This window comes from Alphaproteobacteria bacterium, from assembly GCA_040218575.1.
Taxonomy (GTDB): domain Bacteria; phylum Pseudomonadota; class Alphaproteobacteria; order JAVJRE01; family JAVJRE01; genus JAVJRE01.
This window is the reverse complement of record JAVJRE010000005.1, coordinates 157,458-176,463: the sequence shown is the minus strand read 5'-3', so window position 1 is coordinate 176,463 and position 19,006 is coordinate 157,458. Positions and strand designations below refer to the sequence as shown.

At 66.1% G+C, this 19,006-nt stretch carries 16 protein-coding genes and 1 tRNA gene; 10 read left to right on the top strand and 7 right to left on the bottom strand.

Translation table 11 applies throughout. The features are described from left to right. Positions 1-74 precede the first annotated feature (74 nt). From gmd to RIE31_06805, 4 genes are all read left to right on the top strand, one after another. Entirely contained in the window at positions 75-1,145 is a 1,071-nt protein-coding gene (gmd, locus tag RIE31_06820; GenBank protein MEQ8640298.1) for a GDP-mannose 4,6-dehydratase, read from the top strand. Further along, a complete protein-coding gene (locus RIE31_06815) occupies positions 1,142-2,155 on the top strand; it encodes a GDP-L-fucose synthase (GenBank protein ID MEQ8640297.1) in 1,014 nt (337 codons plus the stop codon). Before gmd ends, RIE31_06815 begins: the two co-directional genes overlap by 4 nt. 32 nt (positions 2,156-2,187) lie before the next feature. Beyond that, a tRNA-Gln gene (locus RIE31_06810) sits at positions 2,188-2,262 on the top strand. Between the two features lie 83 nt (positions 2,263-2,345). Next, a complete protein-coding gene (locus RIE31_06805) occupies positions 2,346-3,071 on the top strand; it encodes a TerC family protein (protein ID MEQ8640296.1) in 726 nt (241 codons plus the stop codon). A gap of 12 nt (positions 3,072-3,083) precedes the next feature. On the opposite strand, the gene RIE31_06800 is transcribed toward RIE31_06805, so the two are convergent. The 5 genes from RIE31_06800 to RIE31_06780 are packed head-to-tail and all read right to left on the bottom strand — an operon-like array spanning position 3,084 to position 11,177. Next, positions 3,084-4,370 (bottom strand): adenylate/guanylate cyclase domain-containing protein, encoded by a 1,287-nt coding sequence (locus RIE31_06800; GenBank protein ID MEQ8640295.1) that lies wholly within the window; start codon positions 4,368-4,370, stop codon positions 3,084-3,086. Further along, positions 4,370-6,451: a hypothetical protein gene (locus RIE31_06795; protein ID MEQ8640294.1), complete on the bottom strand. Its 2,082-nt coding sequence runs from the start codon at positions 6,449-6,451 to the stop codon at positions 4,370-4,372. The genes RIE31_06800 and RIE31_06795 overlap by 1 nt, the downstream gene beginning before the upstream one ends. A 2-nt stretch (positions 6,452-6,453) precedes the next feature. Continuing rightward, positions 6,454-9,204: a DUF4159 domain-containing protein gene (locus RIE31_06790; GenBank protein MEQ8640293.1), complete on the bottom strand. Its 2,751-nt coding sequence runs from the start codon at positions 9,202-9,204 to the stop codon at positions 6,454-6,456. A gap of 4 nt (positions 9,205-9,208) precedes the next feature. Beyond that, positions 9,209-10,117, bottom strand: coding sequence for a DUF58 domain-containing protein (locus RIE31_06785; protein MEQ8640292.1), 909 nt, complete (start codon positions 10,115-10,117; stop codon positions 9,209-9,211). A gap of 28 nt (positions 10,118-10,145) precedes the next feature. After that, positions 10,146-11,177: a MoxR family ATPase gene (locus RIE31_06780; protein MEQ8640291.1), complete on the bottom strand. Its 1,032-nt coding sequence runs from the start codon at positions 11,175-11,177 to the stop codon at positions 10,146-10,148. Between the two features lie 150 nt (positions 11,178-11,327). On the opposite strand from RIE31_06780, the gene RIE31_06775 reads away from it, so the two are divergent. Further along, entirely contained in the window at positions 11,328-12,080 is a 753-nt protein-coding gene (locus RIE31_06775) for a CoA pyrophosphatase (GenBank protein ID MEQ8640290.1), read from the top strand. Next, entirely contained in the window at positions 12,077-13,357 is a 1,281-nt protein-coding gene (locus RIE31_06770) for a CCA tRNA nucleotidyltransferase (GenBank protein MEQ8640289.1), read from the top strand. The genes RIE31_06775 and RIE31_06770 overlap by 4 nt, the downstream gene beginning before the upstream one ends. A 32-nt stretch (positions 13,358-13,389) precedes the next feature. Here the strand turns inward: RIE31_06770 and RIE31_06765 are convergent, their stop codons facing one another. Together RIE31_06765 and hemF are read right to left on the bottom strand one after the other, a co-directional pair. Then, positions 13,390-13,965: a hypothetical protein gene (locus RIE31_06765; GenBank protein MEQ8640288.1), complete on the bottom strand. Its 576-nt coding sequence runs from the start codon at positions 13,963-13,965 to the stop codon at positions 13,390-13,392. A gap of 25 nt (positions 13,966-13,990) precedes the next feature. Then, on the bottom strand, positions 13,991-14,905 hold the full coding sequence (gene hemF, locus RIE31_06760) for an oxygen-dependent coproporphyrinogen oxidase (GenBank protein ID MEQ8640287.1): 915 nt from the start codon (positions 14,903-14,905) through the stop codon (positions 13,991-13,993). Between the two features lie 454 nt (positions 14,906-15,359). Between hemF and petA the strand changes: the two genes are divergently transcribed. The 4 genes from petA (at position 15,360) to RIE31_06740 (ending at position 18,930) form a co-directional block, all read left to right on the top strand. Continuing rightward, positions 15,360-15,929 carry a ubiquinol-cytochrome c reductase iron-sulfur subunit gene (petA, locus tag RIE31_06755; GenBank protein MEQ8640286.1) on the top strand — a complete coding sequence of 190 codons (570 nt, stop codon included), beginning with the start codon at positions 15,360-15,362 and terminating at the stop codon, positions 15,927-15,929. A 10-nt stretch (positions 15,930-15,939) separates the two neighbouring features. Next, positions 15,940-17,190 carry a cytochrome b N-terminal domain-containing protein gene (locus tag RIE31_06750; protein ID MEQ8640285.1) on the top strand — a complete coding sequence of 417 codons (1,251 nt, stop codon included), beginning with the start codon at positions 15,940-15,942 and terminating at the stop codon, positions 17,188-17,190. A gap of 8 nt (positions 17,191-17,198) precedes the next feature. Further along, the gene (locus RIE31_06745; protein ID MEQ8640284.1) at positions 17,199-17,951 is read left to right on the top strand and encodes a cytochrome c1; all 753 of its coding nucleotides are present in this window, start codon (positions 17,199-17,201) and stop codon (positions 17,949-17,951) included. 169 nt (positions 17,952-18,120) lie between these two features. Then, positions 18,121-18,930, top strand: coding sequence for a VOC family protein (locus RIE31_06740; protein MEQ8640283.1), 810 nt, complete (start codon positions 18,121-18,123; stop codon positions 18,928-18,930). Positions 18,931-19,006: the final 76 nt, after the last annotated feature.

Here is a 19,006-nt window from a genome sequence, read left to right as displayed (position 1 = left end):
CGGACAGGTCAGGGACGTTGTTCGGCCGGCGGGAAATGCCTATTGATAGCCGCGGAACAGGGAAGAGGGGCACGATGGCGCAGCGGAAAGTCGCACTGATTACCGGTGTCACCGGGCAGGATGGCGCTTACTTGGCGGAATTCCTGCTGGCCAGGGACTATGAGGTGCATGGGGTCAAGCGCCGATCCTCGTCGTTCAACACCGGCCGGCTGGACCATCTCTATGTGGACCCTCACGAATCCCATGTGCGTTTTCGCCTGCACTATGGCGACATGACCGATGCCACCAACCTGATCCGCCTGGTGCAGGAGACACGACCGGACGAAATATACAATCTGGCGGCCCAGAGCCATGTGCAGGTCAGCTTCGAGACGCCGGAATACACCGCCAATGCGGACGGCCTGGGGGCCCTGCGTTTGCTGGAGGCCATGCGTATTCTCGATCTTGGCCACAGAACGCGCTTCTATCAGGCGTCCACCTCGGAGCTCTATGGCGACACGCCTGTGGTACCACAGGACGAGACCACGCCCTTTCGCCCGCGCAGTCCCTATGCGGTGGCGAAGCTCTATGCCTACTGGACCGTGGTCAATTATCGCGAAGCCTATGGTTTCCACGCCTCCAACGGCATTCTGTTCAACCACGAAGGTCCGACCCGCGGCGAGACATTTGTCACCCGCAAGATTACGCGGGCGGTCGCCGCCATCTCTCTCGGGCTGCAGGACGTGGTCTATCTCGGCAATCTGGACGCCCGCCGCGACTGGGGTCATGCCCGCGACTATGTGGAGGGCATGTGGAAAATTCTGCAGCATGACACTGCCGATGACTTCGTCCTGGCGACCGGCGAGTCCCACACGGTGCGGGAATTCGTCGAACTGGCCTTTGCCGAGATAGGCCAGACCATCGTCTGGCGCGGCGAAGGGCGCGACGAAATAGGCTTTGACGCGGATAGCGAAACACCACGGGTGCGTATTGATGCGCGCTATTTCCGGCCAACCGAAGTGCCGGTGCTGGAGGGTAATGCGGCCAAGGCCCGTCAGGCTCTGGGCTGGGCGCCCAGAATCGGCTTCGATCAACTGGTCCGTGAGATGGTCGCGGCGGACATTGAGGCCATGCGGCGCAACGGTGTGCGCAATGCCGTCGAATGACCGGTAGCGCCGGTACACCCATGACCGGCGGCGCCGGCACGGCGTCCTTCTCCCTCGCCGGCAAACGCGTCTGGGTTGCCGGTCATGGGGGCATGGTCGGCGCGGCTCTCTGTCGGCGGCTGGCCAGTGAAGACTGCCACATTGTCACGGCCGGACGCCAGGACGCGGACCTGACCCGTCAGGCGGAGACGGAGGCGCTGATCGGCCGGCTGCGGCCCGACGTGGTTTTTCTCGCGGCGGCCCGGGTTGGCGGCATCCTGGCCAATGATCGGGCGCCCGCCGATTTCCTGTATGACAACCTGGCCATCGAAACCAACGTCATCCATGCGGCATGGCAGGCCGGCGTTGCCAAGCTGGTCATGCTGGGCTCGTCCTGCATCTACCCGCGGCTGGCGGACCAGCCGATTGCCGAGGCCTCCCTGCTGACCGGCCCGCTGGAGCCGACCAACCAGTGGTATGCCATCGCCAAGATCGCCGGGGTCATGATGTGCGATGCCTATCGCCGCCAGCATGGCGCCGACTTTATCTCTGTGATGCCGACCAATCTGTATGGCCCGGGTGACAATTTCGACCTGGAGAAGAGCCATGTGGCCGCGGCCCTGATGGTCCGCATGCACATGGCCCGGCTGGCCGGTGACAGAGTGGTCACCATCTGGGGCAGCGGGCGGCCGCGTCGTGAGCTGATGCATGTGGATGATGCTGCCGATGCCATTGTCCATGTGACGCGAACATATTCCGGGCCCGGACCGGTCAATATCGGAACCGGCCACGATGTCACCATTGCCGAGCTGGCAGCGATCATCGCCAGGGTCACCGGATTCGACGGGGATTTCACATTCGATGGGTCGCGGCCTGACGGCACGCCGCGCAAGCTACTGGATGTGAGCCACCTCAACAGGCTGGGCTGGACCGCCCGCATCGGCCTGGAGGACGGGCTGCGCCAGATGTACGCATGGCTGCTTGACCACCCCGATCACTTGCCCGCGGCGGCCGGCCGGGCGTATCAATAGCCGCCACCGCGCAAGCGGACGACGGCAGCGAGTGGGGCGTAGCCAAGTGGTAAGGCAGCGGTTTTTGGTACCGCGATTCGCAGGTTCGATCCCTGCCGCCCCAACCAGCCACAAAGGGTGCTGATCTCAGTGCTGCGCCGCTTCGACCGCCATCCCGTTTCCTGCTATCCTCTTTTAGGAGTCGCCCCGGATGGCATGGCTGTTTGAACCCGAGATTATCATCGCGTTTCTTACGCTGTCGGCGCTGGAGATTGTCCTTGGCATCGACAACCTGATTTTCATTTCGCTCATCGCCCTGCGCCTGCCGCAGGAAAGGCGGCGGCAGGCCCGGGTTATCGGTCTCAGCCTGGCACTGGGCATGCGGCTTGGGTTGCTGGCGGCCATAGCCTGGCTGGTGGGCCTGACGCGGCCTCTGTTCAGCCTGTTGGACCTGACCTTTTCATGGCGTGACCTGGTGCTGATCGGCGGTGGCCTGTTCCTGCTGGTCAAGGCCACCATGGAAATTCATAGCGAAGTGGAGAGCCCGCCAAAGGGGTCTGTCGCGGCTGCCGCCGCGACCACCACCTTCGCCATGGCGGTGGCCCAGATCATTGTCCTCGACATGGTTTTCTCGCTGGATTCCATCATCACCGCCATCGGCATGGTGGACCACCTGCCGGTCATGATCGCAGCGGTGGTCGTCGGCATTCTGGTCATGCTGTTTCTGTCAGAGCCACTGGGCGCCTTCATCGAACGCCACCCGACAGCCAAGATGCTGGCCATGAGTTTTCTGCTGATTGTCGGCATGGCGCTGGTGGCCGATGGCCTCGGCTTCCACATTCCCCGTGGCTATCTCTACTTCGCCATCGCTTTTTCATCCGGTGTGGAGGCGCTCAACATACTGGCGCGTCGTCACCGGCAGGGGCGGTCGGCCTGACCGCCAGCGGGTCTATGGCGACCGGTTGTTGCTGTCGGCCGCCTCGCCATACAGCGTAAAAAGCGCCTGTGGCGCCTTGACGCCACGCAGGCCATAGCGGCCGAGCGGCAGAAGACGCGCCCGGTGGCGGCCACAGGCGTCGGCAAAGACGTTGGAAATCAGGATGTCGCGATCGAGCGCGCGGCACATGCCTTCGATGCGACTGGCCTCATTGACAGCGGGCCCTATGACCGTGAAGTCCATGCGGTCGGCGCTGCCAACATTGCCGTACTGAACCTCACCCAGGTGCACCGACGTATCCAGTTCCATGACCGGCTCGCCGGCGGCGGCGCGGGTCTGGTTCAAGGCGTGGACCTCGCGGCGCATCTCCTCCATGGCCGTCAGGGCGCTGCCGCAAACGGTCTCCGCCGACGCCGTATCGTCGAGCGGGAAAATGGCTAGAAGCCCGTCGCCCATGAACTTCAGAACCTGGCCGCCGTGCCGGCTGATGGGTTCCACCATGGGTTTGAAATAGGCGTTGAGGACGCGCACCGTCTCGTCGCGTGGAATACGGTCGGCGATGGCCGTGAAGCCCCGCAAATCCGTAAAGACCAGCACGGCGGTCAGGCTATGGGCGCCGCCCACGGTGATCTGCCCGGCCAGAACCCGGCCGCCGGCGTCGGCGCCCAGATAGGTGGTGGCGATATTGCGGGCGATTTCGGCGTTCTTGGCCGCCTGCACGGCAAGGGCCAGGGCCGGCATCAGATCCGTCAGAGTCTGGATATGGCCATCGGCGAAACCGCCCGGGCGATCAGTCAGCCAACTGGATACCATGCCGTTGGCCTGACTGAGATCATTCGGCGCCAGGCCGAAGGCGGTGGCCATGGCGTAATAACCGGTGCCGCCGGCGGCGTGCAGATCGCGGAAGATCGGAAACTCGGCGATCTCTTCTTCGCTCTCCAGCCGTCGCCGCAACGTCGGCGTGGACGAGTAGAGCATGCGGGCGAAAGGGCTTTCCTCAAACCCCGGGCCGTTGCCTCCTTCCCGTGGGAAGTCCATCGCCACGGAATCGCGGTTGTGCCACCAGGCGTAGCTGCGGCTGCCGATGCTGGGATGCAGTGTATTGAGGCCGATACTGCCTCGGATCAGAGGCAGACCCTGGGCCCGGATGCGGACACACAACTCTGCCAGTAGCGACTGGATCGGGCCCTGCTGCAAGGCCGCCTCCAGGATCCAGCCGATCAGGCTGGCGGCGGCTTCGCGCTGTTGCTCTTCGCCCCCCATGGGATGCTCCGTTTCGTCAGCCGTTTTCGCGCTCACTATGCTGACTCCCGTCGCCAGGCGAAAACAATGCCACCCATGATGAGAGCCAGCACCAGCCAGGGCGGCGCCAGCGGCACACGGGTCAGGCCGGTGACCACAAAGTCGCGATTGGCGACCAGGCCCAGCCACGTGCCGCCGGCGGCGGTGCGTCCGCGGCCAACGCGGCGGATGGCGGGTTCGGCGGTTTCGGCGAGCCAGAGGGCGCCGCCGCCGCTGGCATTCATCACCGTGGCCAGCGGTTCCGGCGTGGTGCGGGCGTCCTGAAACTCCAGCGGGTTGAGGGCGCCAACCGCTACCAGGGTAGAGCGGGTGCCGTCTTCCACCCTGAAGACACCGGTCTCGACCACCGCCAGTTCGGTCGTTGCCCTGCCGTCTTCACCGGGTTCCAGCCGCAGATCGGTGACCGCGCCGGCCGGCGAGGTCAGCCGAACCCGGGCCGGATCCGGCGACAGGCTGCGCCGTTCCACGGTCAGACGGTTGCCATCGGCGGTGGCCCGTAGATCTTCCTCTTCCAGCGCCGGCTCCTTCATCAGCCAGTGGGCCATGCGGCGCAGCAATTCGCTGGCCGGGCCGCCGCCTTCGAAGCCGCGACTCCAAAGCCAGAAATGGTCGCTGTTGAGCAGGGCGACGCGCCCATTGCCCTGGCGGCTGACCACCAGTAATGGCGCCTCTTCAGCGCCGGTCATCAGCGTTTCGCCATCGCGCACCCGCACACTGACCTGGCGGAACCAACGGCCCCACAGGGGTCCACTTTCGACTGTGCCCGCCCCTTCCAGCCCGGCGGTCACCGGGTGCCGCCGGCCCACCGCGCTCAGGGTTGCCCGAAATCCACCCTCCAGGACGTCGCCGGTTGGCGTCACCGGCAGAATCGAGTCGAGCGGCGTACGGTACAGGCTGAGCGGCGTGGCAAAGCTTTCGTCAGTGGCCACCAGAACGGCGCCACCGTCACGCACATAGCGGGCCACGTTCTCGATATAGGTTGATGGCAGGACGCCACGCCGACGATAGCGGTCGAAGATTATAAGATCGAATTCGTCCAGTCGGTCCTGAAACAATTCACGTGTGGGAAAGGCTATCAGCGAAAGTTCCTCGACCGGCGTGTTGGCCTCCTTTTCCGGCGGACGCAGGATGGTGAAGTGAACAAGGTCGACCGATGGATCGGCCTTCAGCAGGCTGCGCCAGGTGCGTTCGCCCGGATGCGGCTGGCCGGACACCAGCAGGACACGCAGACGATCACGCACGCCGTTGATGACAAACACCGCCTGATCGTTGCGCGCGGTTAGCTGACCGTCCCGCCCATCGACCGCCAGCTCGACAATTGTCGCGCCCGCATGGTCGGGGGTGATTTCAATGGCCCGATCGCGACCGGTCTCCGTCAACAGTGCCGGCAACAGACGATCATCCTGACGCAGCGTCAGTCGCACCGGTGTGCCGTCTGGCACCGTATCGTCTTCCACCCGCACCACCACAGTGACGGGCCGGTCGACCAGGCCGTAGCCCGGTGCTTCCACCACAACCAGGCGACGATCATTCTCGTCGCGCTCGCCGCTCAGCAGTACATGGACCGGCGCGCCCAGGCGCTCTGCCTGCGCTGCTGACTGCGGGGCGTCATGCACCTGACCATCGCTCAGCAGGACGATGCCGGCGCGCCGGGTCGGCGCCACGTCCGCCAGGCTCTCGGCCACCGCATCGAACAACCGTGTGCCGTCATCGCGGGCATGTTCCTCTGCCCGACCGCCGACCCTGACCACCCGCAGCTCAAGCGTTGTGTCGTCCACGGCCTGCGCCTGCAGGGCGGCCAGTGCCCGCTCGCTGCGGGCGCGTCGCTGGCCAATGCCCTGGCTGGCGGAATCGTCCACCACCACCAGCGCCACATCGGGTAGCGCGGTCCGCTCCTCCTGCACCCACGCCGGATTAAGCAGTGCCGCCAGCAGCCCGGCCATGGCCAGCAGGCGCCATCCGGCACCGCGCGCCCGGCGCATCATGGCCAGCGCCAGCAGGGCGCCGGCCATGACCGCCAGCGCGACCAGAACCGGCCACGGCAACAGCGGCGCCAGGGTGAGTGTGCCGGGGGCCATGGCTATTGACCCAGCCGTTCAAGAATGGCCGGCACATGCACCTGATCGGACTTGTAGTTGCCGGTCAGGGCATACATCACCAGGTTGACGCCGAAACGATAGGCCATTTCCCGTTGGCGCTCGCCGCCCGGATTAACCGGTAGCAGCGGATTGCCGTTCAGGTCCGTCGCCCAGGCTGCTGCATAATCGTTGAAGCCAATGATGACGCCGGACACCCCGTCATTGATCTGTTCGCTGGTCCGCTCGACCCACAGCGCACCGCCCTCATAGCGGCCGGGAAAGTGCTGCAGCAGATAGAAGGACCGCGTCAGGACATGCTCTTCCGGCAGCGCCATTAAGGGCGGTACGTCCAGCCCGTCCGCCATCTTCCTGAGGCGCGCCACGCCGGGCGTCACATTTGCCGTCGTTGCCAGATTCTGGTCGCGGGTGTCGAACAGGATGGTTCCGCCGTTTCGCATATAGGCGTTGATGCGGCCAATGGCGGCGGCGGACAGGATGGCCTGGCGCTCAGTGACCGGCCAGTAGAGCAGCGGAAAGAAAGACAGGTCGTGGTGCTCCAGATCAACCGCCAGCGGGTCCAGAGGCTCCACCCCGGTGCGTCGCGCCAGCACCAGACTGAGGCCGTAAAGGCCGGCCCGGCTGATGGCGTCCACCGCATCGTCACCGGTCAGGACATAGGCCAGCCGGGTATCGAGTGTGGCGGCCAGGGCAAAATCATCGTCGCTCAGGGTCTGGCTGACGGCGGAGTCCGGTGTCAGGGCGGCGGCCAGCCACAGCGCCATTGCCAGCCCGGCGCTACGTCGCACGCCGCCACCGGCCGGGCTCAGCAGGCCACGGGCGTGGAGGGATATGGCCAGGTCAGCCAGCAGAAGCACAAAGGCGGCGGTCAGCAGCCAGGGCATCAGCCGGATGGATCGGGCCAGGCTATAGCCCTCGACGGCCAGTCCCGGCGGCAGTGAGGACAGGGTTGCCAGCGGTTCAACCGCGCGATTGAGGTTAAGGGCAAACCGCGTGTCTGCGGCGCCATAATAGCCCGGCGGGCGGGTCGCTCCCGGCACAGCGCCGTCAAACTCGCTGGTCGCAATGCCGTTGCTGCCGGTCGGCGGCGGGCCGAGCCGGCCGAGACCGTCCAGGGTGACAATCGGCTGCAGGACGCGGTCCGTCTGACCCAGCCCGGCAACCCCGGCGCTAAGCCCGATAACACGGCGCAGCATGTCCACGAACAGACCCGACAGGGCCAGGTTGGACCAATCCGTATTGGCCGTGGTGTGAACCAGCACCAGCCAGCCCTGACCCCTCTGCTCACCGGTGACGAGCGGTGTTCCGTCGGCCAGCCGCGCCCAGGTCCGCTCGCTCAGCGCCGGGTCGGGCTCGGCCAGGACCTGGCGGCGCACGGTGACGTCGGCCGGCACGGACAGGCCGCTGAACGGCGAATCCCCGGCAAACGGTGCCAGAGGTTGCGGTTGATCCCAATTGAGGGCGCCACCCAGAAAGCGGCCGCCACGGCGCAGGCGCACCGGCAGCAGGTCATCGCTGCCCTCGGTCAGCCGTTCGCCGGCGAAGCGAAGCAATACTCCGCCCTGTTCGATCCATGCCGCGGCCCGGCGCGATTCATCCGGCGTCAATGTGCCGATGTCGGGCAGGACGATAACCGACAGGGAATCCTCGGTCAGGTCGCCCAGCTCACCGCGCCGGATGTCACTGAACGGCTCCAGGGCCCGCCCAAGATAGAAGGTTTCGGCAAGAAGCGGCTGGTCGCGCTCCACTGACTCGCTGGCGACCAGCCCGACCGGTCGCCGCCGCCACTGTTCGTCCAACAGGTGAACCGCGCCGGCGCCGGCACGACCGGCGATGGCGATTCTTTCCAGCCGGTTTCGCAACTCCAGCGGCAGAAGAAACTCGGCACTGGCAATCTGCTCGCCTGTGGCAAAGGTGATCGGCGCTTCCGCGACAATGCGGCCGTCAGGCATCTGGGCGATTGCCGAAATGGCGACGGGACCATCGGCGTTGGCGCGTTCGACAACCGCCTGGAGGGCGTTGCCCCGTGCCTGCGGCGGCCGCATCAGCATGGCCGCCGAATCGGCCTCCGGCAGAACCATGCGGAAGCTGCCGATTCGCCGCAGGCGGGTGGCCAGGCCAGCCATGTCAGCCCGTTCCAGCCCATCGCTCAACCAGACAATAGCGCTGCCGGCCAGCAGCCGGCCGGCTTCCGTCGCGCCATCAAGCTGGCGTTCAAAGGCGGCCAGGTCACTGTCCCAAGGCCGTGGCACAATGGCCTGGGCGCGCCGTCGTGCCTCTTCTGCCGGCACGAACCCGGCTACCGTCCCGACGCCACCGGGTGGTGGTGCCGTTTCCAGCAGGAGGACCGCGCGCTCGTCACCTTCGGCCGCGGTCAGCAGTCGATCCATCGTCCTCAGGCGGGCTGCCCAGTCGCCCGCCGCGGCCCAGCCATTGTCCACGATCAGGATCAGCGGACCATTGCCGGGCAAGGGCGGTGGCGGGTTCAGGACCGGCCCGGCCAGGCCGATGATTACGGCGGCGGCGGCGGCGAAACGCAGCAACAGAAGCCACCACGGCGAACGCGCCGCCTGATCTTCGGTGCGCATAAGACCCTGAAGAATACGCAGGGCCGGAAAGGGCCGCCGCCGCGGCGCCGGCGGGACAAGCCGTATCAACCACCAGAGCGCCGGCAAGGCGACCAGCGCGGTCAGCACCCACGGCGAGGTAAAGGCCAGCGCGTCGAGCAGCGCCATCGCGTCAGTCGCCTGCCAGCGCCATGCTCAGCGCAAGCAATGCCGGTTCCGGACGATGGTCGGTGCGGTGGCGGGTGTAGGTCCAGCCATGGTGGCGGGCCATGGCCACAAGGCTGTCCATGCGCGCCGCCATGGTGCGGCGATAAGGCTCCTGCAGAGATTCGGCCCGGCCGACCAGCAAGGCGCCCTCATTCTCCAGGCCCTGAAACCGCGTCCGCCCGCTGAACGGCAGCAACTCTTCAGCCGGGTCAAGGATGTGCACCAGATGACAGCGCGCGCCCATGGCGGCGAACTGTCCCAGACGATCCTCTATGGCGGACAGGTCATCGAGGAAATCGCCGATCAGCAGTACATCGCAACCGGCCGGAAGCGGTGTCGCCACCGGCAGGCCGGCGAGTGCGGAAGTCTGCGCGCCATTGTCCGTCGTTGATGGTGCGACGGCGGACGCTGTCAGATGTTCGGCCAGACGGGGCATGGCGAACTGGCCGGCCAGCGCCGGGCCGCTGCGACCCAATAGAGCGACCCGCTCGCCGCCGCGAAGCAGCAGGCTGGCCAGCGCCAGAAGCAGGACTTCCGCGCGCCGCGCCTTGCTCGGCAGGTCGTCGCCGGAGGCATAATCCATGGACGGTGACGTGTCGCGCCACAGGCGAACGGTGGCGGCGACCGCCCATTCCCGTTCGCGCACATAGAGTGTGCGGGTGCGGGCCGAGCGCCGCCAGTCGATGGCGCGCGCCGGATCCCCCGGCCCGTATCGGCGAAACTGCCAGAAAGACTCACCGCTGCCGGGCCGCCGCCGGCCGTGCACGCCAAACGCCACATTGGCGGCGATGCGCCGGGCGGCAATCACCAGCCCGGGCAGGGTGTCACCCAGGGCCTGAGCGTCCAGAACGGTGCGCGCCGCCCCGCTGCTCATGGCTGGCTCCGCCTTCCGGCCGGCGGTGTCAGGCGATCCTGGCGCACAGACGCTCGACAATGTCTGCCAGGGTGATTCCTTCCGCCCGGGCCGCGAAGTTGAGCGCCATACGGTGGCGCAGGACCGGCCCGGCCAGCGCCACCACATCGTCGACCGACGGGCTGAGCCGGCCCTGCAGCAGGGCGCGGGCACGGCATGCCAGCATCAGGGCCTGACTGGCCCGCGGCCCCGGCCCCCAGGCGACGTTGCGGCTGACCTCGGGCAGGTCCGACTCCTCGGGCCGGCCCGACCGCACCAGGGTAAGAATGGCGTCGACCACCTGCTCGCCGACCGGAATGCGACGCAGCAATTGCTGCGCTCGTATAAGGTCCTCCGGCGACATGGCCGGTTCGGGCGGCGCTTCTTCTGCGCCGGTGGTCGCCAGCAGGATGGTCCGTTCGGCGTCACGGTCGGGAAAGCCGATGTCGATCTCCAGCAGAAACCGGTCAAGCTGGGCTTCCGGCAGAGGATAAGTGCCTTCCTGCTCAATCGGATTCTGTGTCGCGAGAACGTGAAACGGGCGGGGCAGGCGGTGGGTCTCGCCGGCGACGGTCACTTCCCGCTCCTGCATCGCTTGCAACAGGGCGGACTGGGTGCGCGGACTGGCCCGGTTGATTTCATCCGCCATCAGAAGCTGGGTAAAAACGGGTCCGGGTATGAAGCGGAAATGGCGGGCGGCGGCGGCATCCTCGTCCAGCACTTCGCTGCCCAGAATATCCGCCGGCATCAGGTCCGGCGTACACTGGATGCGGCGGTTGTCGAGACCCATGACCGCGCCGAGGGTGTCCACCAGCTTCGTCTTACCGAGGCCGGGAACGCCGACAATCAGCACGTGGCCGCCGGCCAGCAGGGCGACCAGGGTTTGCTCGATGGTTTCTTCCTGACCGAAAATCACCCGGCCGATATGGTCGCGCGCGCGCAGGATCTGTCCTGCCAGGGCCTCAATCTCGGCCACCGGATTGCCGCCACTGCCGCCGGTCGGTGTGCGGATCGGATCCACGGCTGTGTCACTGGCGCTCATCATCATCTCCTGAGGCGTGTCCGGGGCATGATGGGGTAGGATACCAGCGGGACCATGGGAATACCGAGTCCGCGCACGGACAGTTGAAGGGCTGGTCGCAATCGCCAGCCGGCCAGGGCGAACGGCCAATAGGCAGACTCAGGAGGCGGTGTGGCCAAGGAAGGACGGATCATAACAACAACCGGGGCCACAGGCAGGATACAGGTTGGCGCGCCGGCCGCTGCCGATCCGGTCGGCGCCGATCCGTTTGTCCGCATCCGGCGCTGCCTGGCCGGCCCGCCGGGCCGCCCGTTGGGCGGTCCGTGGGGCGATTCCGCCATCGAAGCGTCGGCCGCCGGCGGATTGGGCCAGAGGCCGGACGGCGACGGCGTGGCCGGCGTTATTGCCGCCGCTGTCCTTGTTGGTCTGATTGCCCGCCCGCATGGTGTGGCGATCCTGTTGACCCAGCGTACGGCAACTCTGGCGGATCATGCGGGTGAGGTGTGCTTGCCTGGCGGTCGTATCGAGGCTGGCGACGAGGATGCGGTGGCGGCGGCGCGGCGCGAGGCATGGGAAGAAGTCGGTCTGGCGCCGGACCGGGCCGAGATCGTCGGTCATCTGCCGCCCTATCTTACAGGCACCGGGTTTCGGGTCGTGCCGGTCGTGGCGATTCTCGACCCGCCGGCCCGGTGGCGGCCGGACCCGGTGGAGGTGGCGGCGGTGTTCGAGGCGCCGCTGGACTGGGTGCTGGCGGCTGACTCCCTGCGGCTGCAACGGCGGCATATCGCCGGTCGTGAACGCCACTTCTACTCCGGCACATGGCAGGGATTTGAAATCTGGGGCGCTACGGCCGGCATGCTGCTGTCCCTGAAGGCGGCCCTGGATCGCCCCGACGAGTCCCTCCTCGCGGACAGCCGCGCATGACTCTCGCCCCCGTCACCCGCATTGACGTCCAGCCTTGGATGCAGGACCCCCACACCCTGTCGGTGTTGGCCCCGTTGCAGGGGGAGGGACGGGCCGCCCGATTCGTCGGCGGCTGCGTGCGTGATGCGGTCATCGGTCGGCCTGTGCACGATATTGATATCGCCACCGAATGGCGGCCGCAGGAGGTCATCTCCCGCCTTGCCGCGGCCGGTGTTCATGTGGTGCCGACCGGTATCGCCCATGGCACCGTAACGGCTGTAGTGGCGCGCCGCCCCTACGAGATCACGACCCTCAGGGTCGATGTGGAGAGCCATGGCCGGCACGCCACAGTCGCCTTCTCCGATGATTGGTCGGGTGATGCCCGGCGGCGCGACTTCACCATGAACGCCATGTACCTCGATTCAGACGGATCGCTCTATGACCCGACCGATGGCCTGCCCGACCTGCACCGGGGCCTGGTGCGGTTCGTTGGCGACGCCAGGCGGCGCATAGACGAAGACGTTCTGCGTCTGCTGCGTTTCTTCCGGTTTCACAGCCACTATGGTCGGGGGGCGCCGGACGGCCAGGCGGTGGAGGCCTGTCGCGCCATGGTCGACCGCCTGCCGGCCCTGTCGGGCGAGCGGGTGCGGGCGGAACTGCTCCGTCTGCTGCTGGCCGGCGATCCATTACCGGCGCTCACCCTGATGGCGGACATAGGCGTTTTCCGCCACCTGCCGCTGGCTGCGGAGGTGACCCCGGCTACCGGTCGCCTGTTCGCCATAGAACGGGCACATGATGGTCCGGATGCCCTGCGCCGGTTGGCGGCGATCATGCGGCCGCAGCCGGCCGCCGTGCGTGACGTCGCTTCACGCTTGCGCCTGGCCAATGCGGAGCGTGAGCGGCTGGTCGCCCTGACCAGTCCGGGGGGCGAGGTGCGGCAGCCACCGACAGATGCGGCAGATGGCCGGCGGCTGGTCTTTGCCCTGGGAGATCATGCGGCGGACCGGATCATGCTGGGTTGGGCACGTTACGGCGAGGTGGGGGCCCCTGCCTGGATCGATCTGTGGCGCCTGGCCCGCCGGTGGAAGCGACCGGATCTGCCGGTCGGCGGGGCCGATGTCATCGCCCGCGGCATTCCGTCGGGCCCGCAGGTCGGCGCTCTTCTGGCCGCGCTGGAGCGGTGGTGGGCCGATAGCGACTTTGCGCCGGAACGGGACGCCGTTCTTGTCCGTCTCGACGCTCTGATTGGCGGCGGAGCGACCGGCGAAGCCGGTTCGGACCCTGACACGCCACAGTGAAGCGGGTCCGATAGTGCGCGCTGACGCTCCGATTATTCCGCGACACGCACCAGATTGCCGCGCACGGTGCGACCCTTGACGCCATCCACCATGCGACGGAACTCCAGCGCCATGCCCTTGCTGTTCAGGCTGCGGTTGTAGACCTGAATATTGTAACGGCCGGTGTCGCCGATGGTGATGATGCTGACCGCAAGCGTGGCGCCGTCGATGGTTGCCCAGCCGAATCCCGCTGGGGACAGGGCATCGTTTGCTTCCTCCGCCAGCCAGACGCCGGACCGTTCGCTTGGACGGAAGGTCAGTTGTGCCGTCCGTCGGGCAGCGTCGTCATTGTCGTCATCCCCGTCGGTGCGCATCACAGTTTTCCAGCGGACCGTAAATCCGCCATCGCCGGTGGGTCGAATCTCCACGTCCAGGTCACGGACCCTGACGGCGAAGAACAGGCTGTCGGCGGATTCAGCGACGGCGGATCCCTCGAATGTCCCGAAGAAGGCGTCCAGCGTCAGATCCTGGGCCCGCACGGATGTGGCGAACACCGCCACGATCATGGTCAGCCCCGCCACCACTCCGGCCAGACGGTGGAGCGTTGTGACGCCATAGGTGCCGGTCATGCGGGTCTCCTGTCTGTGGTCGGGATCAGGGCCAGCTCGCCATTGGCGGCAGGCTCATCAGAATGGCGTCGACATTGCCGCCGGTCTTCAGACCGAAGACCGTGCCGCGATCATAGAGCAGATTGAACTCCACATAGCGACCGCGTCGGCGGAGCTGGTGTTCCCGGTCTTCTTCTGTCCATGGCCGGTTCATGTGGCGGCGGATGATGGTCGGGTAGACCTGGTGGAAGGCGCTGCCCACATCGCGGGTAAAGGCCATGTCGGCAGCCCAGTCGCCGCTGGCCAGATAGTCATAAAAAATACCGCCGACGCCACGCGTCTCGTTGCGGTGTTTGAGAAAGAAATAGTCATCACACCATGCTTTATAGCGCGGATAATAGGCCGAATCATGGCGCGCACAGGCCGTCTCAAGCGCCTGATGAAAGGCGGCGGTGTCTTCATCGTCAGGCGTCATCGGCGTCAGGTCGGCGCCGCCGCCGAACCAGCTCTTGCGAGTCACCAGGAACCGCGTGTTCATGTGGACGGCCGGGACGAACGGCGATTGCATGTGGGCGACAAGAGATATGCCGCTGGCCCAGAAGCGGCCGTCGTCGGCGGCGCCCGGGATCCGCTGGCGGAACTCCTCCGAGAAGGTGCCATGGACGGTGGAGATATTGACGCCGACCTTCTCGAAGACGCGGCCGTGCATGATTGCTATGGTGCCACCACCGCCGCCGGCCGTTGACGGGTCGCTATGGTCCGTACCGCCGGTATCGCGTGTCCAGGTGCGGCGGGAGAACCGCCCGGCCGGCTGGTCGGCGGTGTTGCCGCCAGTCAGCTCGTCTTCCAGCGCCTCAAAGGTCTGGCAGATGGAGTCGCGCAAGCTGGCGAACCAGGTACTGGCGGCGGTCTTCCGGCTGTCCAGCGTGGCGGCGTCGGCGGGCGGGGATTCCTCCACCATGGCGGCCGGCGTACGCTCATCGACCGGCGCGTCTTCCGGTGCTGGCGCAGCCATCGGTCGGGTTGGGGTCTGTGGTGTCATCGGGCGTTCCTGGCGGCAGAAGGCGTTGGCCACCTTTGGTGGCGATCAGGTTGCCAATACTGGCGGAATTGCGACACTTCTACCGCTCATGCGTCAGGTTGTCACATGGCCTGCGGGACGGTATTTGATACGACAACGGTTAGCACGCCGGCGGCAAGTGGCGCGAAGGCTGGGGTGTTGCCGTTCGGACGGGGTGTCCGGTGCGGCAGTGGGCTTGCGCCGCGGGTCATCGTCAGGCATCGGTAGGCGCGGGCACGGGTCGCCAGCGGCCCGGTGTCAATTTCCGATGATGCGCAGCACCGGTCGGGCATGAATCAGCATCCTGCCTGCGGCGGAAAGCCGACCGGGCGAGGGGACGACAGGGAGGGGCAGCATGGCCCATAGTGAGTCGGTGGCGGACACGGCCGGTCACGGTGATGATGGCCACGGCGACGGTACGCGGCGCGATTTCCTCTATCTGACAACTCTCGCGGTAGGCGCGGTTGGTGCGGCTGCGGTGGTCTGGCCGCTGGTTCAGCAGATGAATCCGGCAGCGGACGTTCTTGCTTTGTCGAGTACCGAGGTGGATCTGTCGCTGCTGGTCGCCGGCCAGGCGATCACCGTCAAATGGCGCGGCAAGCCGGTTTTCATTCGCTACCGCACGGAGGCGGAAATCGCCGCCGCCCAAAGCGTTGATCTGGACGCTCTGCCGGATCCGCAGTCCGACGCGGACCGTGTGCAACGGGCCCAATGGCTGGTCATGGTCGGGGTGTGCACACATCTTGGCTGTGTTCCCCTTGGCCAGAAGCAGACCGACCCCAAGGGCGATTTCGGCGGCTGGTTCTGCCCCTGTCATGGCTCACACTACGACACGTCGGGGCGCATCCGCCGCGGACCCGCGCCGCGCAATCTTCTGGTCCCGGACTATGCGTTCATGACCGACACCAGCATCAGAATCGGTTAGGGAAGCTCCGATGGCCGCACCTCAGTTCAAGTCCTCGCTCGTTCGCTGGATTGACCGTCGCCTGCCGGTCTTTACCTATATCCACCACGAGTATCACGAGTTTCCGATGCCCCGGAATCTCACCTATCTGTGGAGCTTCGGGGCGCTGGCGACGATCATGCTGTTGATCATGCTGGTCACCGGCATCGTCCTGGCGATGCACTACACGGCCAATGTGGACCTGGCCTTCGGCAGCGTTGAGCGCATCATGCGTGAGGTAAACTATGGCTGGCTGCTGCGCTATCTCCATTCCAACGGCGCCTCCATGTTCTTCCTCGTGGTCTATGTCCATATTTTCCGCGGGCTTTACTACGGGTCCTACAAGGAGCCTCGTGAGCTGCTGTGGATTCTGGGCGTCGTCATCCTGCTGCTGATGATGGCGACGGCGTTCATGGGCTATGTCCTGCCGTGGGGCCAGCAGAGTTTCTGGGCGGCGACGGTGATCACCAACCTGTTCTCCGCCATACCGCTGGTCGGCGAATCCATCACCACCTGGCTGTGGGGCGGCTTCTCGGTGGATAATCCGACCCTGACCCGATTCTTCGCCCTGCACTACGTGCTGCCGTTTGTCATCGTCGCCGTGGTGGCGCTGCATGTGGTGGCCCTGCACGTGCACGGCTCCAACAACCCGGTCGGCATTGATACGCGCGGACCACAGGACACCGTGTCCTTCCACCCGTTCTTCACCTCCAAGGACAGCGTTGCCGTGATGGTGATGTTGCTGGTCTTTGCCGGGTTTGTCTTCTACGGGCCGAACACCTTCCTGCATCCGGACAACTACATTCCGGCAAACCCGCTGGTGACACCGGCGGAGATCGTGCCCGAATGGTACCTGATGCCGTTCTACGCCATTCTGCGCTCGGTGCCGGACAAGCTGGGCGGTGTCATCCTCATGTTCGGCAGCATCCTGGTGCTGTTCGTCGTGCCGTGGCTCGACACATCGCGGGTGCGCAGCGCCCGTTTCCGGCCGATCTACCGCTGGCTCTTCGTGCTGCTGCTGGTGGATGTGCTGGTACTGCTGTGGGCGGGCGGCAACCCGCCGTCGGGCCCGGCGCTGATCATCAGCCGGATCGCCACCTTCTGGTATTTCTTCCATTTCCTGATTCTGCTGCCGCTGGTGGGCAAGATCGAGCGACCGAAGCCTCTGCCCGACAGTATCCGAACGCCGGTCCTTGGCGGCGGCGCGGTTGGTCGGCCGGCGACGATGGATAAGGTGCGATGATGACGGCCATGCGTTCTCTCTTCATTGGTCTGGTGGTGGCCGCGATGGCAGTTCCGGCGCTGGCCGCGGAAGAGGCCCATTCGCCGCCGGCCCGGGAATGGTCATTCGAGGGGATCTTTGGCGCCTACGACCGGGCCGCCGCCCAGCGCGGTTTTCTGGTCTATGATCAGGTGTGCGCCGCCTGTCACGCGCTGCAGTATGTGCACTATCGCAGCCTGCAGGAGATCGGTTTCAGCGAGGATCAGGTGCGCGAGATCGCGGCGGCCCGATTCATCACCGACGGGCCGGACGAAACCGGTGAGATGTTCCAGCGGCCGGGCCGTCCGTCCGACGCCTTTTTTCAGCCTTTCGCCAATGAGGAAGCGGCGCGCTTCGCCAATGGCGGGGCGGCGCCACCGAATCTCTCCACCATCGTTAAGGCGCGTCATGGCGGGGCCGACTATCTGTACGCCCTTCTGACCGGATATGAGGATCCGCCGGCCGACCTCACCATGCAGGCGGGCATGAACTACAACAGCTATTTCGCGGGCGGCCAGATCGCCATGGCGCCGCCGCTGTTTGAGGGCATGGTGGACTATGCCGACGGTACGCAAGCAACCGTCGAGCAGATGGCCAGCGACGTCTCCACCTTCCTGACCTGGGCCTCACATCCGGAACTGGAAGCTCGCAAGTCCATGGGGCTCAAGGTCATTCTCTTCCTGCTGGTGCTGTCGGCCCTGGTCTACGCGACAAAACGCAAGGTCTGGCGACAGATCCACTAGAGTCGGCCATGCGTTTGGGTCTTTGCCGGGCCCCCGTCCGGGCCGTTGTCAGGCGAGCGATTCCGCCAAAAATATGTTGGGGGCGGACAAACGCCCCGATCCGCTGCGATACTCTGGCGCGTTGGCGGCCGCGGCTGGTTTTGCGGCCGCGCAGGAAGGGACTGAGGTCATGGCCGACCCTATCAAAGGCATCGATCATGTGGTGATCAGCGTCACCGACGCCGCCGGCGCGGCGGAGGCATTTACGCGGCTGGGCTTTACGGTATCGCCGGCCGGTCGCCTGTCCGGCACACGGCTAGGCACCGAAGGCCGCGGCATCATGTTTCAGCGCAACCACATCGCCCTGATCGCGCCAGAGGCCGGGCGCAAGGATCAGCCCGAGGGCCTGGCTCTGGTGGCTATCGGTACCACCGACATGGCGGCGTTGCCGGTGGAGGTCGAGGAGTCCTATGAGGTGGTTCGCATCACCGAGTTGCCGGAGGGTCCGGCTGAGACGCGCCTGTGCATGGGGCGGGTCGGCGACAATGTGATGCCCGGCCTGGTGGCGCAGTTCGTCCAGCGTCTGTCCGATGAAGCGCAACGCAGGGCCGATTGGCTATCCCATCCCAACGGCGCCGCGGCCATCCAGTCCATCACCACCCTGGTGCAGGATCCCGAAGACCTCATGGGCGCCTATGACCGGTTGTTTGGCGAAGGCGCGGCAACCCGTTCCGATTCCATGGTGACCGTCAACACCGGCGACGGCCTGCTGGTCTTCGCCACGCCCAATTCGTTCCGCAACCTGCATCCGGATGTGGAAATCAGCCGCCGGCAAAAGCTGCCGCGCATGGCCGCCATCACCTTTACCGTCAGCGATCCTGGTGTGACCGCCAAGGTGCTGGCCGGACGGGGAATCGACTATACGCGCGAGGCCGATGGCAGTGTCCGGGTCGCACCGGAGGACGCCTCCGGCGTTCTGTTGTATTTCGCCCGCGGCTGACGGCCCGGCTGCAACCTGCATATGAGGCGGGCCGCCTGTGTGGCCCGGTCCCATAGCGCGCCCAGGCCCATGGCGA